The 15,046-nt window shown below is 37.0% G+C and carries 25 protein-coding genes; 11 read left to right on the top strand and 14 right to left on the bottom strand.

The features are described from left to right. Nucleotides 1–38 precede the first annotated feature (38 nt). The 8 genes from CDOM16190_RS05405 to CDOM16190_RS05370 all read right to left on the bottom strand — a co-directional run bounded on the left by CDOM16190_RS05405 (nt 39) and on the right by CDOM16190_RS05370 (nt 4,876). Complete coding sequence (locus CDOM16190_RS05405) at nt 39–275, bottom strand: transcriptional regulator (protein ID WP_170019223.1); 237 nt, start codon at nt 273–275, stop codon at nt 39–41. Between the two features lie 52 nt (nt 276–327). Then, nucleotides 328–531 carry a VOC family protein gene (locus tag CDOM16190_RS05400; RefSeq protein ID WP_170019222.1) on the bottom strand — a complete coding sequence of 68 codons (204 nt, stop codon included), beginning with the start codon at nt 529–531 and terminating at the stop codon, nt 328–330. Between the two features lie 8 nt (nt 532–539). Next, the gene (gene ssb, locus CDOM16190_RS05395) at nt 540–1,004 is read right to left on the bottom strand and encodes a single-stranded DNA-binding protein (protein WP_170019221.1); all 465 of its coding nucleotides are present in this window, start codon (nt 1,002–1,004) and stop codon (nt 540–542) included. Nucleotides 1,005–1,006: 2 nt separating this feature from the next. Continuing rightward, nucleotides 1,007–2,071 carry a recombinase RecT gene (locus CDOM16190_RS05390; protein ID WP_170019220.1) on the bottom strand — a complete coding sequence of 355 codons (1,065 nt, stop codon included), beginning with the start codon at nt 2,069–2,071 and terminating at the stop codon, nt 1,007–1,009. Nucleotides 2,072–2,081: 10 nt separating this feature from the next. Beyond that, nucleotides 2,082–2,939, bottom strand: a complete 858-nt coding sequence (locus tag CDOM16190_RS05385; protein ID WP_170019219.1) for a PD-(D/E)XK nuclease-like domain-containing protein — start codon at nt 2,937–2,939, stop codon at nt 2,082–2,084. Further along, the gene (locus CDOM16190_RS05380) at nt 2,932–3,840 is read right to left on the bottom strand and encodes a DUF1351 domain-containing protein (RefSeq protein WP_170019218.1); all 909 of its coding nucleotides are present in this window, start codon (nt 3,838–3,840) and stop codon (nt 2,932–2,934) included. The genes CDOM16190_RS05385 and CDOM16190_RS05380 overlap by 8 nt, the downstream gene beginning before the upstream one ends. Nucleotides 3,841–3,934: 94 nt before the next feature. Further along, nucleotides 3,935–4,162: a hypothetical protein gene (locus tag CDOM16190_RS05375; RefSeq protein WP_170019217.1), complete on the bottom strand. Its 228-nt coding sequence runs from the start codon at nt 4,160–4,162 to the stop codon at nt 3,935–3,937. Nucleotides 4,163–4,567: 405 nt separating this feature from the next. After that, on the bottom strand, nt 4,568–4,876 hold the full coding sequence (locus tag CDOM16190_RS05370) for a hypothetical protein (RefSeq protein WP_170019216.1): 309 nt from the start codon (nt 4,874–4,876) through the stop codon (nt 4,568–4,570). Between the two features lie 291 nt (nt 4,877–5,167). Between CDOM16190_RS05370 and CDOM16190_RS05365 the strand changes: the two genes are divergently transcribed. Continuing rightward, nucleotides 5,168–5,653, top strand: a complete 486-nt coding sequence (locus CDOM16190_RS05365) for a type VI secretion system-associated protein TagO (RefSeq protein ID WP_170019215.1) — start codon at nt 5,168–5,170, stop codon at nt 5,651–5,653. On the opposite strand, the gene CDOM16190_RS05360 is transcribed toward CDOM16190_RS05365, so the two are convergent. From CDOM16190_RS05360 to CDOM16190_RS05340, 5 genes are all read right to left on the bottom strand, one after another. Further along, nucleotides 5,631–6,092 (bottom strand): thermonuclease family protein, encoded by a 462-nt coding sequence (locus CDOM16190_RS05360; protein ID WP_170019214.1) that lies wholly within the window; start codon nt 6,090–6,092, stop codon nt 5,631–5,633. The genes CDOM16190_RS05365 and CDOM16190_RS05360 overlap by 23 nt on opposite strands. Further along, the gene (locus CDOM16190_RS05355; RefSeq protein ID WP_170019213.1) at nt 6,031–6,942 is read right to left on the bottom strand and encodes a hypothetical protein; all 912 of its coding nucleotides are present in this window, start codon (nt 6,940–6,942) and stop codon (nt 6,031–6,033) included. The genes CDOM16190_RS05360 and CDOM16190_RS05355 overlap by 62 nt, the downstream gene beginning before the upstream one ends. Continuing rightward, on the bottom strand, nt 6,939–7,394 hold the full coding sequence (locus tag CDOM16190_RS05350; RefSeq protein WP_170019212.1) for a Panacea domain-containing protein: 456 nt from the start codon (nt 7,392–7,394) through the stop codon (nt 6,939–6,941). The genes CDOM16190_RS05355 and CDOM16190_RS05350 overlap by 4 nt, the downstream gene beginning before the upstream one ends. A 164-nt stretch (nt 7,395–7,558) precedes the next feature. Beyond that, the gene (locus CDOM16190_RS05345) at nt 7,559–7,819 is read right to left on the bottom strand and encodes a hypothetical protein (protein ID WP_170019211.1); all 261 of its coding nucleotides are present in this window, start codon (nt 7,817–7,819) and stop codon (nt 7,559–7,561) included. Between the two features lie 44 nt (nt 7,820–7,863). Further along, nucleotides 7,864–8,538 carry an XRE family transcriptional regulator gene (locus tag CDOM16190_RS05340; protein ID WP_170019210.1) on the bottom strand — a complete coding sequence of 225 codons (675 nt, stop codon included), beginning with the start codon at nt 8,536–8,538 and terminating at the stop codon, nt 7,864–7,866. Nucleotides 8,539–8,864: 326 nt separating this feature from the next. Between CDOM16190_RS05340 and CDOM16190_RS05335 the strand changes: the two genes are divergently transcribed. Then, nucleotides 8,865–9,170, top strand: coding sequence for a hypothetical protein (locus CDOM16190_RS05335; RefSeq protein ID WP_170019209.1), 306 nt, complete (start codon nt 8,865–8,867; stop codon nt 9,168–9,170). Here CDOM16190_RS05335 and CDOM16190_RS05330 read toward each other — a convergent pair. Continuing rightward, nucleotides 9,162–9,563, bottom strand: a complete 402-nt coding sequence (locus CDOM16190_RS05330; protein WP_170019208.1) for a hypothetical protein — start codon at nt 9,561–9,563, stop codon at nt 9,162–9,164. The two genes, CDOM16190_RS05335 and CDOM16190_RS05330, sit on opposite strands and share 9 nt — an antisense overlap. Nucleotides 9,564–9,649: 86 nt before the next feature. Between CDOM16190_RS05330 and CDOM16190_RS05325 the strand changes: the two genes are divergently transcribed. The 9 genes from CDOM16190_RS05325 (at nt 9,650) to CDOM16190_RS05290 (ending at nt 15,006) form a co-directional block, all read left to right on the top strand. Then, nucleotides 9,650–9,799 carry a hypothetical protein gene (locus tag CDOM16190_RS05325; RefSeq protein WP_170019207.1) on the top strand — a complete coding sequence of 50 codons (150 nt, stop codon included), beginning with the start codon at nt 9,650–9,652 and terminating at the stop codon, nt 9,797–9,799. 22 nt (nt 9,800–9,821) lie between these two features. Further along, on the top strand, nt 9,822–9,947 hold the full coding sequence (locus CDOM16190_RS10840; protein ID WP_283956940.1) for a hypothetical protein: 126 nt from the start codon (nt 9,822–9,824) through the stop codon (nt 9,945–9,947). Then, the gene (locus CDOM16190_RS05320; RefSeq protein WP_502707514.1) at nt 9,940–10,854 is read left to right on the top strand and encodes a phage replication initiator YdaU family protein; all 915 of its coding nucleotides are present in this window, start codon (nt 9,940–9,942) and stop codon (nt 10,852–10,854) included. Before CDOM16190_RS10840 ends, CDOM16190_RS05320 begins: the two co-directional genes overlap by 8 nt. Continuing rightward, a complete protein-coding gene (locus tag CDOM16190_RS05315) occupies nt 10,841–11,467 on the top strand; it encodes a DUF6475 domain-containing protein (RefSeq protein WP_170019205.1) in 627 nt (208 codons plus the stop codon). The genes CDOM16190_RS05320 and CDOM16190_RS05315 overlap by 14 nt, the downstream gene beginning before the upstream one ends. Nucleotides 11,468–11,555: 88 nt before the next feature. Then, the gene (locus CDOM16190_RS05310; RefSeq protein ID WP_170019204.1) at nt 11,556–11,948 is read left to right on the top strand and encodes a VRR-NUC domain-containing protein; all 393 of its coding nucleotides are present in this window, start codon (nt 11,556–11,558) and stop codon (nt 11,946–11,948) included. Between the two features lie 15 nt (nt 11,949–11,963). Next, a complete protein-coding gene (locus tag CDOM16190_RS05305) occupies nt 11,964–12,239 on the top strand; it encodes a hypothetical protein (protein WP_170019203.1) in 276 nt (91 codons plus the stop codon). Between the two features lies 1 nt (nt 12,240). Then, nucleotides 12,241–12,621 (top strand): HNH endonuclease, encoded by a 381-nt coding sequence (locus CDOM16190_RS05300; RefSeq protein WP_170019202.1) that lies wholly within the window; start codon nt 12,241–12,243, stop codon nt 12,619–12,621. A gap of 2 nt (nt 12,622–12,623) precedes the next feature. Beyond that, complete coding sequence (locus CDOM16190_RS05295) at nt 12,624–13,364, top strand: hypothetical protein (RefSeq protein ID WP_170019201.1); 741 nt, start codon at nt 12,624–12,626, stop codon at nt 13,362–13,364. After that, entirely contained in the window at nt 13,357–15,006 is a 1,650-nt protein-coding gene (locus CDOM16190_RS05290; protein WP_170019200.1) for a terminase large subunit, read from the top strand. The genes CDOM16190_RS05295 and CDOM16190_RS05290 overlap by 8 nt, the downstream gene beginning before the upstream one ends. Nucleotides 15,007–15,046: the final 40 nt, after the last annotated feature.

Genomic DNA, 15,046 nt, shown 5'->3' with positions numbered 1-15,046 from the left:
ATATTTTTGTAGTAAAAAATAGGATATTAAATATCCTATCAATCTTTGAGTATGTTTTTAAAAAATGCTTTAAACGCTTCAAACTCCTTGTTTTGCTCTTTTAAATTTAGTGTTTCTTGATAAAGTTCAATGGCACGCCTCATTGGTTCGCTAATTTCATTTTTAGCAATAGCCGCCTTAATGGCTGCTTCACTATACCCTATCGCCTCGCCGAGCTGTTTATAGGTTAAATTTAACTCTTTGCAGGTCTGTTTTATTAAATTCTCATCTGTCATACTATTCCTTTCTTAAAGGCTAAATTCTACAAAAACTCAAATTAAAAAGATGTTATATCTCCCTATTTAACATCTTTCTATTAAACTCAATCGCTTTTAAAACGTCGTCTATCCTTGTAAAATCACGCTCTGGATAAGGCGCTTCAAGCAACTCTCTAACTAGCTTTTCGCCAGCTTTGATTTTTGCCTTAAAATGCTCGTCAGCGTTTGGTATTTCATCAAGTGAAACTCCGTATAGGTATTCGGTTTGTTTCATCTTTATCCTTAAAACGGTATCGTTTCATCGCTATCGTATTTATCTACGTCAATATCGGCGTTTTTGTCTTGATAAACCTCTTTCGAGGCATTATGAAAATTTTGATTTCCATACCCTCCGCCGTAGCCTTGATTGCTGTTTCCTTGCTGTTGCGGACCACCTAACATTTCCATATTTTCAACACTTACGCTGTGTTTGCTTCTGTTTTGTCCGTTATTATCAGTCCACTGCTCTTGTCTTAATCTACCCTCTATTAGTAGCTTTGAGCCTTTGCTTAGGTATTGATTAGCTATCTCGGCAGATTTACCGAAAAAGGTTATATCAATAAAGCACGTTTCCTCTCGCTTTTCGTTGTTTAGTGTATATTTGCGAGTTACGGCAATAGCGGAAGAGCCTATTGCGCTTCCGCCTTGTGTGTATCTTAGCTCGATATTTTTTGAGAGATGTCCCACTAGAATTATTTTGTTAAACATCTTTAACCTCTTAAATTCTCAATCATATTGTCTATACTGTTTGGGTCTTGTAAAATCTCATTTACCGCCTCTATGTTATATCTGCTTACCAAATCTTCGGCTTCATCGGGTGTCGCACCACGCTTGATAAGCTCGTTTTCTAAAATTTGATGAGGAGTATCGCCGCCTAAAGTTATATCATCGCTCTCGATTTCAACTTCTACCGGTTCAACTGTCAAATTTTCTTTTACAGTTGTGTTTTCAGGCACATGTGAAGAATTTGCACTTGTGCTTTGTAGTAGTTGGTTTAGGTCTTTTGTTTTAGGAGCCTCGATTTTTGCTTCGGCTCTTATAGGTTCATCTTCTATACTTACGGCTTCGGCTAAGCGGTCATTTATAGGCAAGCGTGAAGCTACGTATTTTAAAGCCTTAGCCTTATACATCTCTTCCGCCCATTCAAGCCAAACACCAACCAGTGCATCTTCGCTTTTTACACTTACCATTGCCCCTTTTTCGTCCTTAACTCTTTTTGTTTGGTTTGAGCTTTTTAGCCTTAGTTTCTCAAGTTTTTTCTTGCTTACAAACTCGCTAAATACATTTTCCCCGCTATCTTTTGCATAGACTATCACGCCCGTTAAGTTTGCAAATACCCAAGCTCCGTCATCATCGTTGCGGACTTCATAGTTTGGTTTAAATTTGATCTTGTCATCAAGTCCGTTAAACTCGATACTAAACTCATCGCAGTTATACACTGCTACCGCTCTAAATTTCCAGCCGTTACGCATACCAAGGGCGATTAATCCCTTGTAGCCTATTTGAAGCTGTGCCGTGCTACCATAAGGCACTACATAAGCCTGACCGAAAAGCTTGTTAGGGTGTAGTCCTATTTGCACGATCTGCATTGCAGTATTTACTATACTATCAACGCTACACCTGCTTAAGTTGAAGTCGTTAGCCATATTTACAATAGCGCTTCCAAATGCTGAAGCTTTGGCTTTATCGTTACCAACTATTATGTTTATTTGGTTCATTTTTGAGCTTACCAACGCCCTTGCTTGCTCTTCTCTTGGTATTATTGCGTTACTCATTATTTATCCTTTACACATAATTTTCTTTTCTATACTCGTAGCTGTGCGCCTTATATCTAGCAAGGTCGGATATTATTAAATTCATATCTTCTTCGCCTAGCTCTTTTTCGGCGGCAATGTAGTCCATATACCGCGTTAAAAGCTCTTGATATTTGCTACGCCCTTTTTCTAGCAACTCATTGCTCACTCTTACTATGAATGGGGCGTACGGTGCGGATTTTGGTATGCAAAGCCAGCCCATAAGCTCTAAACTTGTTTTATACCCGCACAAATTTAAGACGTCATTGTAATAAGCTAGCGACAGATCGTAGTTATATGGCTCGATGATCTTTTCAAATTCCTCTTGGCTATTTGCCTTGGCGCTTTTGAGATCATAAAGCATTCCGAATTCGCGGATATAAATATCAGGGCGCGCCTGTAATAATAAATCCGCGTCTTCGTGATAGTGAAAAAAGCTAACTTCCTTGTCCGCATATTTTAAAAACGGCACGATTTTATTTACTATAGTCGCAATTTTTTTGTAATGCTCTATCATATCTTTGGCAACTACGATTTTATCGGGGTTAGCTTCTCGTAACGCCTCAGCTTTTTTTGTGTCAAGTCCGACAGTAGGGCTTTCGATGTAGGTTTTTTCAACATTTTCAGGCGTTAAAATGCAGTCGTGGCAAAGTGTGCCCTCGTCAAAGCAAGGTTTCCACGTGTCAAATATATGTCTAAATTTAAAGACCCGAACACTTTTCCTGATCAGATCGAAACGGGTTGAGCTAAGCCCTCCCGCCTCATGGTAGTCTTTATTTGATAGTCCTTTTATCATCGTGTCAAGGGGATGTTTAAACCCCTTAAACCCATCAAGCTCAACCTCAAGCATTTAACACCTCTAATTTTACGCAGTTATTTATACCTGCTTTCACTAGCATTTCGTTAATTTTTTCTGTTAGCTTATCGTGTGGAGCATTAGCATTAGCTCTTACTTTAAATGTTGCTCTTATTGTATAGATAGCCTTGCCGTCATCTGTCATTTCAGGGGCTTGTTTAGGCTCTTCTCTTATTGCTTCAGCTTTGGCTCTCTCTATTGCTTCAGCTTTTTCTTTTTCGGCTTTGGCTAGTAGTTCAGCCTTTTCACGTTCGGCTTTCGCTTCTAGCTCCGCTTTTTCCTTAGCCGCTTTTTCTTCCGCTTCACGCTTTGCAGCTTCTGCTATCTCACGATCACGTTTAGCTTTTTCTTCAGCCTCTAATTTGGCTTTTAAAATCTCGTTTTCTATAAGCCCGATTTTTGCTTCAATAGCTTCTTTTGTAGTTTTAGCCAAGCTTCCTGTGCTTGTAATGGCAGTTAGCTTTACAAATTCGCCGCTATTAATAAGCTCGGGATTGATTTCCTTTTCGGCACAAAGAGAGTTAATATACTCTTTTACTTTAGCTTCGATTTCCTCAAGCTTAGCTCTCTCAAAACCTGCTACGCCGTCGGCTATCTTTTGCCTGCCGTCGGTTATAATCCCCTCAATAGCTTTCTTTTCGTCTTTTAGCTGATTAATGGGTGCTGAAAGCTTATCGATATAAAATTTATATCTTTCGCCGATTTCGGCTTTAACTTTGTTAAAATTTGCCATCACTTTTTTAGCTTCTGGTATGTTTTCTTCGGTAACTTCGATTGAATACTTTTCAACCTGTGCTATAACTTCGGTCTTTATATCCTCAAAGTTTGTTTTTAGCAATTGACTATCCGCTGTTTGTGCCTCGTAAGATACGATTAATTCCATTGTGTTACTCATTGTTTTATCCTTTCAACTCTAAAATTAAACTTATTGCCCGTTACTATGTAGCCCCTGCTTATCCATTTTGCTTGAAACTCTAACCAGCTCATTGCTACCTCCTTATATTAAACTCTTCTATCACACTATCTCTTACGTAGTCGTCTAAGTCATCGTAAGACACGTATTCTTCATAATCGCTCTTGAGCTGTCCGAGATGAAAAACCATATCCCCGACTATCTCGTCCGCTTTTACTTTAAACTCTTCAAACTTAGCGTCTGTCCTAGCTTGCCTTTTGTTGTATTCCATTAAGTCGCAATCAACTCTGTCTATGTGGCTCATTGTGTGTCCTTTATAAATTCTCTAAATAAAAATAGACCAGCCTTTGGCTGTCTATCGCCTGTTTTGTGTATATTTTTTTGAGATTTTTGATACACAAGCGTTTTTGTGTATTAAAATTAATCCACTAAGCCTTTAAACTTAGAAATTTGACGTTTGAGATAATGTATTTTTTAGCTTTAAAGCCTAGTAGTAGTTTTAGGAATTTCATTGTTTATCCTTTTGTATGAGTAATGTAAAGTGATATAAATTTAATAGGTTGTATAATTTTTTCATCTCTTAAGAAAGGAGGCAAAAAGATGGAAATTAAAGTTTTTTATGCGCCTAAATTCGCTAACGAAGAATCCACACTGTATCGCGTCAATAGACTGCCACCTATTGACGGCGAAACACGTGGAGGATTTGAAGCTATTGATGGCGAACAAACAACTTTGGTTCAGCTATACTCTCAAGGGTGGCGCTTAATTCAAGTGGTAAAAAGCTTGGTAACAGACAATTTCTTTTTATTCCTTGAGCGCCCATAGCGTCGTTGATATTGGTTGATATTAGTGCCAATCTCCCCTCGTTAAACCAAACAGGTTCTTTATATACACCGTTTTCATTTAGCGGGGGCTGAATTAAATATTCAGTTTCTTTGCTTAAGTACTCACATTTAGCAATCACTATCCCGTAAAAGCCCGTAATTTTATCTTGCATAAAATTTTTTAGCTCAAACATTTTTTATCCTTTCCTTAAATTTATATCACTTTACATAAATAAGGTTGCACGGATTTTTCTACCCCTGAACGTGCGCTATCAGGGCTGATAAGGCTATGACAATATCGCTTTCATAGTGCGCTCCCGTAGCTTCTGCCTTACGTAGGCTAGGAGTGGGTCTCCTTTGTTTGGATAGTGAAAGTGTATATTAAGAACACTTAAAAACCACTTAAAAAAGTGTTTAATAAAAACACTTTTTATGTTTTTTGTTTTCTGCTATAATTTCATTAACTTTTTATTAAGGAGTATGTCGTGAAAAAATTGTTATTTCTTGGATTGTTTTGTATTGGTATTTTTGCGTCAAGCACGCTGGAGCAAAACGGCAAATGGATACAGGACATTACAAAAGACGAATTAACAGACAATAAAACAGTAGTCTTGTGGCTAGAGGCTACATCAGGACGTGGCACATACGGAGAGATTGCAACACTTATAATAAGATGTCAAAACAACAAGACGGAGATGTATATAAATTGGAATGCATACTTAGGGCTAGATTATATAAAAGTTATAGACAGGATTGATAGTAAAAAAGCAGAAACTTCCTATTGGGATATTTCAACCGACTCTAAAGCCTCATTCAAACGCACGCCGGTTTCGTATATTAAAAAGATGTTAAATTCAAAAAAATATATAGCGCAAGTAACACCATATCGAGAGAACCCTATAACTGCGGTTTTTGAGACGGAGGGGTTAGGCAAGGTTATTAAAGAGCTTAGAGAAACTTGCCACTGGTAGGATTTTTCCTCCACTCCCACGGGGCAATAGGCTCTTTGTCAGCCCACAGTCCAAATTTCTTTGACACTGCGTATTCTTGGTGCTTTACATAGTCTTTTGAGTATTTTACAAAAGCCCAAGCATAGCCGTTTGATACCATCTGGGCGTTTATATCTTGTCCTTTATGAAAGACTACACCTAAAACACGCTTATATTTATCTTTGCCTTTTTCTTTGACTTCTACGATTTGACCTGCGATAAGATTTGCTAAAAATTTACGGGATTTTTCGCCGTAAGCTTGTTTCTTTTCGGGTGCGTCTATGCCGTATAGTCTTACTTTAACTTGCTGTTTGTTTTGAAGTATTGTGATTGTATCGCCGTCTAATACTTTGATAACTTTACCGCTTAGGGCTAAAGCTAATGTTGGCAGTATTAACGTTAATAGTAGAATTGCTTTCACTTGCTACTCTCACTCTTTCATCGTAGTTAAAAGACTTGATAAGGCATATTGTAGCGATTAAAACCATAATAATATTAAATAGCCATATTTTAGAGCAACATCCATTTTGTGGTTTTTGCCCAGAGTGAATTTCTCGGATAAGGTTAAATAGTAAATTTAGAATATTTATTATAAAAACACCCAAAAAACATATAATAGACACAAGTTTAAATGTATTTGGTTTGTCTATGTTTTGTAAAACCGAAGATGAAAATACTAAACCTGATACAAAAGCGAGAATAATAGCAGCAAATATACCAAGGATTGTTATGTAGTTAGTTTGGGCCGCTTTCAATTCTTTATTGGTCTTGTTGATTTCCCCTTTCGTACTATTTATTCTCTGTTCAAATCTATTAATATTCTTTTCGGCGCGTTCAAAATCCCCTTTAAAATCAAGAATATCATTTAGTCTTATTCGTTCCAATGATATATGGTCTAGTAGTTTAAAAATATTGTCTTTTAAATAATCGCAGTCGCCATTATAGTTTTTTAAGCTTTTGCTTTCGTATATATGTCTTATATTTTCAGCTATAGTGTCTAGGCACTCTCTTTTTGTGCGACTTTGTGTTGTTAGGTATGCAGTAATCTCTGAATATTGATGTCTTTTATTCTCTTGATATATTTTTTCTAACTCTTTAACAACAGTGTCGTATTCGCTTTCTTTGAATATATATTGTGAGGCTTTAATTAAGAAGTATTTAAAGCTTGTTTCTTCAGAGTGCTCGTCGCTGGTGTGTACTGAAGTTTTGATTTGTTCGTTGTTTTCAGCTAGAAAACGAGAGAGGTCTATTCCTTTATCAGAGTTATTCATTGCCTCTCTCTAATGCTACGTGCTTCCTCTTCAATAAACACATTAGGGATTATCTCGTGAGCCCCCACCCCATCTCTATACACTCTATCCCAAGCGCCGCCTCTAGCGTGACTAAATTCGACTAATTGCCAAGATGGAACATTGGCTGCCTTGTCTATAAAATTATAAAGCATATTAGCGTCATCTTGTGGGAAATGCTCGATGCTTGCCCTAATATCCCTCACTTTTATTGGGTTAGCCACAAAAATAGCATATTTGTTATAAACTTCTTGTATAACAGGACCATACTGCCACGCTTCAAAAAGCTCGCCATCTATAAGATGTCTTTGCCTATTAACAAGATAGTGCATATTGATAAAATATAAAATCTTTTGGAGCTTTAAATTACTAATAGGGTTGTTCATATCAATACAACGGTTTATAATGCGTGCTGCCACATCCATCGCTTTCATTTTTTGCTCCTTTCGATAAAAATTAATGAAACTATATTAAATTTTTTGAGACATTTTGTGTCCAAAAAACACTCATTATAAAGAACTAGATTATAAAAATTTTGAGATTGTATCAAAAATTTACTGTTTTATATTGAAATTTTACCAAATTTCAGCAAAATGTACTATAAATTTGACTTTATAAAGACCAAGCTTTCATTTTCTACAATAGGCACTGCAACTAATTTTATGTCTTGTCCTATTAAATAATCTACTAAAGCCTGCTCTCTTAGCTTTCCCTCTTCGGTTAATAAAAAATACTTACCATATGAGATATACTTATTTAATGATATTATGTCGTGAGTTTCTGTGTTAACTTCCTCTAGTTTTAAATGCCTATATTTTTTAAATTCATTATAAAAATGTTTCTTAAGGTTCTCTTGCATGTCCTCTCCTTTTCCTAAAACCTCTTTGAGTATGGAGTAGCTAGCTATTTAAAGCCCAATGCTATCAATCTTTCTTTTCTGTTATTTTTGAGTGATTTTCTAACATCCATTACTTTTACCATTCTGATATTTGTATTCTCATCAAATTCTTTGGTTTTAAAGCTTTTGTTTATTGGTATAAATAATATTTTTTTATTTTTTGAATCTATTTTGTATGTTTTTATTGCACACTCACCGTTTATCTCATAATGAACTATATCGCCATCTAATATTTCCGCTCTAGGATCACACATCACTTCATCGCCTTCTTCAATAGTTGGCGCCATACTATCACCATTGGCAATAACCGCATACACTTCTTCATTCCAGTCTTGCTCATTACAATAAGTATATTTATTTGCTTCTTGGAGAGCATTATTTTCGGGTATGCCACAACTAGCAGAGCCGACTATCGGTATTTGTCGTAAAGGAAAGATGTTTTCAGCCCAAGAACCTATTATTAGCTCATCTATGCTAACCATAAAAAATTCTGCAAGAAGTTTTATTGTGTTCATTTCAGGATCTCTTCTTTGAGTTTCATCGGTTCTGAACCAATTTTTAATGCCATCATCGGAGTATATGACCCCTTTTTCTGCCAAATAAAACATAATATGTTTTTGTTGAACCTTCTTTTCCCTCATTAACTCCTTGAGTCTTTTGTAGTTAAAAATCTTAGCCATAGTTAGCTCCTTTTGTAAAAAGTGTTCTATGCAAGCACTATTATAACAAAACAGCTCTAAAAAAATATGTTCTATAAAAACACTTTTTAATATCTTTTTAAGTGTTCTTAATATACACTTATGCCATGACTTATAAAGAATTACAGTTAATTTTATGGAAATACTTTAGCAAAAGTTGGACTAAGCATTTGCTTGCGAAAAACAGCAAAAAACGCCCTTCTTACCACAAAGCCTTGATTATAGAAAAGGAGCACGGAATACCTATGTCTGCATGGGAAAACATCAGGCAGTGGCTCGAAGAACAGTAAAAACTCAAAGGAGAGTAGATGAAAAAATCAAAACTCAAGGCTGAGATTAAAATCTTAAAACTTCGCCAAGAAAATATGATTTACGAGCTGGCACAGATAAAAAGCGCCGTTGTGCGGATTGAGGAGAGTATTCAAAAAAATAACTACGGCGATACCACTGCCCGCCGAGGAAAAACAGAAGCCGATGATTTGCCGTATCCGGCGGTAATAATGGACGCCCTTGAAAACGCCCGCGTCGCCTTTAAAAATACATACGAGGCGGTGAGGACACTAAAAGAAGCGACCAAGAATGTCAAAGGAACCGAAAATGGCGAGTTATTCTGATTTTTCTAACTTGCACTCCAAGTCTCTAATGCGAGATTTTAGCAAAGTGTTTTCGGATTTTAGCTCGGACAACTCCTTTGTAAAGCCGTCGGGAGCTAGACACCTAAGCGTTGTTTCTTGTATTTGCTTAAACGCCATTATCGCTTCGCTAACCGTAATCACGCCCTTGCATAACAATTCAAGATGGGCTTCGATTTTATTAAATCGTTCCTCAAAATTCATAGCTTTGGGTGCTGGTAATTTGGGCTCAAATTCCCAGTGCTTCTCGACTAGTGGTTTTAATTTGTGCGGAATATTGCCAGACACAATCCAGCTCTCATATGTTTTATGCATTTTATTGGCGGCGTCGATCATATCCTGCATACTTTGGGTTACTTTTATTTTGTCGTTCATTGTAACGGCTCCTTTTGGTGAATTTTTGTGAGGACTTCTATTTTACCAAAAGGGGCTTTTAGAGTGAATATAACAAGAGGTGCAAAATGATAGCTGAAACATCAAGAAAAGCATACCGAGAAATAAAGCCTTTTCTAAGTGGCAAACGCAAAGAAGTTTATGAATTTTTATCTCAATACCCGCAAGGGCTTACAAGAAACGAGATAGTTAGATTTTTTATACACAATAGAAAATAGTCTAAAAAAAATAAGACCAAAAATGATTAATGAAATAAAGGCATATGAAACAAAGAACGGTATTTTTGACAAAGAAATGTACGACACAAAGATGCACCAAATAATAGCCTTGTTTTTTAAAAACATAAAGGAGCTAAGTGATGATTAAAACTCATAGCGTAGATGTAGAACTGGCTAAAAAGGTTGGGTTTGATGAAGCTAACGTGCTTGGTTTTATCGCCTATTGGGTTAAAAACAACCGTGCCAACAATAGAAACTTTTATGACGGCAGGTATTGGACTTATAATTCAGCTCAAGCTCTCACAGAGCAGTTTCCGTATTGGACGAGACGCCAAATTTCAGGGCTACTTGAAAAACTTGAAAAAATGGGCGCAATAATAAAAGGCAATTATAACAAGAATAAATTTGATAGGTCATCTTGGTATGCCCTATCGGATAAGTTTATGTATCTTGTGAGTTCGGAAATGGATGAAACAAATACGGAAATCCATTTTACAAATATGGAAATGGATGAAACAAATACGGAAATCCATTTTACAAATATGGAAATGGATGAAACAAATACGGAAATCCATTTTACAAATATGGAAATGGATGAAACAAATACGGAAATCTATAAAGACAAATTCAAACCAATAGCAAAAACAAATTCAAACACAGTTAATCTAACCCCCTTACCCCCTAAAATGAGTTTGCCTGATTTTATCGACCCTGAATTATGGCAAGAATATCTAGCCTACAAAGCAGAGCGAAAAGAAAAACTAAGCAAGCAAGGTATCAAGATGAAGTTTAGCGAGTGGGCTAAGTGGGCAGACGAGGGCATAGACGTAAACGCTTGCATAAGAGAAGCGATGGCTAATGAGTGGCAGGGTGTATTCAAACCAAAACCTGGCAAGAGCAACAATGGGCGAAACGTGCCGAACAACCCGACGACAAACCCACACGGACTAAATCAAGGCACGTTAAACACAATGCGAGCCTTTAGAGAGTTTGAAGCCCAACTAATAGCCAACGGGCAAGGACACAGAGTAGGAGGAAATTATGACAACAAATGAGTTTTACGGCGTATTTATGCCGGTAGTTGAATACTACAAAGCAGACTTAAGCCCTGCCGTGATCGCACTTTATTTTGAGGACTTAGAGCGTTTTAGTGAAGCCGAATTAAGACAAGCCCTAAGAACGCTAAGACAAACACGCAAATTCTCAAATATGCCGACAATAGCTGAGATTTTAGAGGTGCTAGAGGGAAGCGTAGATGATAAAGCACAGCTGGCACTAGACGACTTAGTTTATGCTCTTACTCGCTATGGCACAAATAGAAGCGTCTGTTTTGCCGACAAAGCGATTATGTGTGTGGTAGAAGCGGCTGGAGGCTGGGAGCGAATAGGAAAACTAGAGGGTAAAGAGTGGGATGACTTCAAAAAATGGGAGTTTAAAAAGCTTTACAAGACTTATGCTAAAACTCCGCATTTGGCAAAAAGCTATTTAATCGGCGCACACGAAAGACAAAACAGCTTTAGCAACCAACCTAGTAAATATGACAAAATCCACTTTATCGGCATAGACAGAGAGCCTATCACTGCACTAGAGTTTAAACAAGAGCTGGCTAATAAAGCCATAGAAAATAGCACTCACAAACTCCTATCAGGCATAAACAAGGCTAGCTGATGATCAAAGAACTAGACGAAATCAGGCTAAAGAAAATCAACAAGAAAATAAAAGAAGCGAATTTGAATAGCAAGCAAGGGAGCTTATTGTGATACCAAACTACAAAAATACGGTAGCTCACATGCAAGCTATAGGGCAAATACCATACGAAGAGCAAGAGCAAAAGGCTTTTGTCAAATGGCTAAGAGTTCAACGCATAAGACATATACACGTGGCAAATGAAAGAATGGCAAGCGTGCAATACAAAAAGAAACTAAAAGCTCTCGGCACTTATGCAGGCTTTCCTGATCTGATGATATTTCTACCTCACAGAATTTTATATGTCGAGATGAAACGTGCCGACAAGAAAGTAAGCAAGGTAAGCCCGGAACAAAAAGAGTGGATAGAGTTTTTAAATATGCTTGATGAGGGTTCCGCGAGGGTGTGCTACGGCTCAGGCGAAGCGATAGATTTTGTAAGTAGTCAGCTAGGGAGAAAATAAGATTGTGGAGAGTTGATGATTAACTCAATAGCAGGGTTTTATTTGGGGAGTGACTTAACCAAATATTTTTCATTGAGCAAAAACTTCTTTATTTCAACAAGACAAGTCAACGCTGAAGTAAAACAGTTCGGATCTTCGCTATTCATAAAACCACCCAAAAGAATAAGAAAGCTTATTAATAGCGGCAACTATGTAGCGATGCCCACAAGAGGAATAGAAGATAAAGAATTTGATCATTTCTACAAACTAACAAACAGAACCACAATCGGGTTTTATAGAGCAAGGGGATAATATGCCAACATTATTTAAAAGATGCACGTGCGGAGTGCAAATCAAGACCAACGAAAGGCTTTGCGATAAGTGCAGAAAAGCAGTCAATGAGAGCACAAACAGAGTTTATAATACATTCTACCGCAACAAAGAAGCGGATAGGTTTTATCAAAGCAAAGAGTGGAAAAAGACAAGAATATTAAAGAAACAACAAGAACCCTTTTGTAGAGTGTGTGGGAAGCCAACAGAAATAATAGACCACATCACACCAATAGAATATGGTGGGGCAAAGCTAGAACTATCAAACCTACAAGGGTTGTGTCGAGCTTGTCACAATAGAAAGACAGCAAATGATAAAGTTGAGCGTGTTTCTATCAATGTTAAAAAGGAAATCGATGGGTAGGGGTGGTCAAATCTCTACATTCGGCAGGCGTGAACATCGAACGGGTGCATTTCATTTTTTACACGGCGGATTTTTGGAAATTTAATAAAGTCAAGCGAGAACAAAGTCAAGTGATAAATAAGTCAAGCGATAAGAAAATACCAAAGCAAGAAGCGATGAGCCTTTTAGGCATAGGCTCATCTGAAACTATGAGCCGTTTAGCCAAAAAACACAACCTATCCACAATCAAAAAGTGGAAAAATGTTTTTTATTATGAAAGTGAAATTTTAACCCTCAAGGACAAGCGAGAAAAAGAGCGAGTAAGCAAAAAGCCCAATGCAAATTTTAAAGAGAAAAAAGAAAAAATCAGGAATGAAAAAATAGCCGAAACAAAAACCAAAACCGCACTTATTCCACTAAAAGAAGCGAATATGGATGTAAATTTAAAAGCCAAGAAACATGCCGTCATAAAAGAGCTTAAGGAAATAGGACTTTATGAATACTGCGACTTGTCGGTTGTTTATGCTTACTGCGTAAATGATATAAAGCTTGATAGGGTTATAGAGCAAATGGGCGATAATTTTACTACTTATGATCATAACGGCAACGAAATACCTCACCCGTTAATTAAGGTCTATTACACTTTAACAGGGGTAAAGAGAGATTTGGCGCGTGCATTAGGGCTAGGAGCAGGGAACCGAAAGGGGTTAAAAATAAGTGAAATGATAGAACTTGATGAAATGGATAAACTACTAGATGGCTAAAAAAGAACTTCACGTTATCCCACGTGATGAAATATTAAAAATAGCCGGTGATATTATTAAACAAAAACAAGACGAGCTGGCAAGTAGTCCCTTTTATATTGATGAAAAACTAGCGTTAAAAGCTATAAATTTTATCACTCTTTTAAAGCACACCACAGGGCGTTATGCAGGAGTAAAATTTCAGCTCTTGCCGTTTCAGATTGAGTTTATTATTGATGTGATAGCCACCTATCGCAAAGATACAAAAACAAGACGCTATCAAACCGCACTTTTATTTTTACCTCGCAAAAACGGCAAAACGGAGCTAATAGCCGCTATTTTACTATTTTTTCTATTTATTGATGCAGAGCAAGGCAAGGAAATTTATTGCGCGGCAAACGAAACGGAGCAAGCCAAAATAATCTTTAACGCAACTATAACAATGTTAAAACAAAACATATCGCTAATCAAAAAATCAAAAATCTTTAAAAGCACAAAGACGATAGAAAAAAACGGCGAATTTTTAGATTTTGTAAAAGTTCTAACCGCTAATGCAGATACAAAAGACGGACTAAAACCCTATGTATTCGTTTATGACGAACTACACGCAGCAAAAGATGGCGAATTATGGCGAGTATTAGAAGAAGGACAAATCAATAGAGATAGCCCGCTCGCATTTATTATTTCTACTGCGGGGTATAACCTACAAGGAGTTATGAAACAAAAATACGACTACGCAAAGCAAGCTAAGGCGGGCATTATAGAGGATGATAGCTTTTATAGTATGATTTTTGAAGCAGACCCCGGAAAATGGCAGGATGAAAACGAGTGGGTAAAGGCAAACCCAGCCTTAGGATACGGCGTAAAGCTTGAAAATTTACGCATACGCTATAAAAAAGCGCTTAGTAGCGGCGAAGAAGAGATGGCGTTTAAGACAAAGCATTTGAATATCTGGTGCAACTCATCCACTAGCTGGATTAATGATGCTGTTTGGCAAAACAATATTCATCAAGGGTTTAACGATAGTGATTTTAGGGGTGTAAATTGCTACGCAGGGCTTGACCTATCCAGCACAACAGACATAACAGCTTATGTGGTAATCTGCGAACTAGGAGGGTTCTTACACATATTCCCTCATTTCTGGATACCTGAAGACAATGCAAGAGAGAGAAGCCGCAGAGATAGAGTGCCTTATATTGATTGGATTAACAAAGGACTAATAAAACAAACACCGGGCAATGTAGTGGATTATGACTTTGTAGAGCGTGATATTTTACAAATTAACGAAAAATTTAACATCAAAGAAACAGCCTACGACAGATGGAATTCCACGAAGATAATCACAAACCTAACTAATGAGGGGCTAAATTTAAGCCCTTTTGGGCAAGGTTATGCCTCGATGTCTGCACCGACAAAAGCAATACAAACTCTCGCATTAGCGGGCAAAATAAACCATTTTGGCAACCCGATTTTAAGATGGATGATTTCAAATGTTGAAATTATAAGAGATAGTGCCGAAAATATTAAAGCCGACAAATCTAAAAGCAGAGAGAGAATAGACGGAGTAGTAGCTCTAGTCATGGCTTATGCTATAAAAACTATCAACGAAGCACAAAAACCTAATGTAAGCCCATATTTAAAAGGCGAAATTAAAAGTTTTTGACCCAATTCCCAAATTAAAACAGCTAGTATTTAAAAAAAAT

The organism is Campylobacter sp. RM16190, from assembly GCF_012978835.1.
Classification (GTDB): domain Bacteria; phylum Campylobacterota; class Campylobacteria; order Campylobacterales; family Campylobacteraceae; genus Campylobacter_A.
Note: the sequence above shows the minus strand (reverse complement) of the source record. Positions and strands in the feature narration are given on the sequence as shown.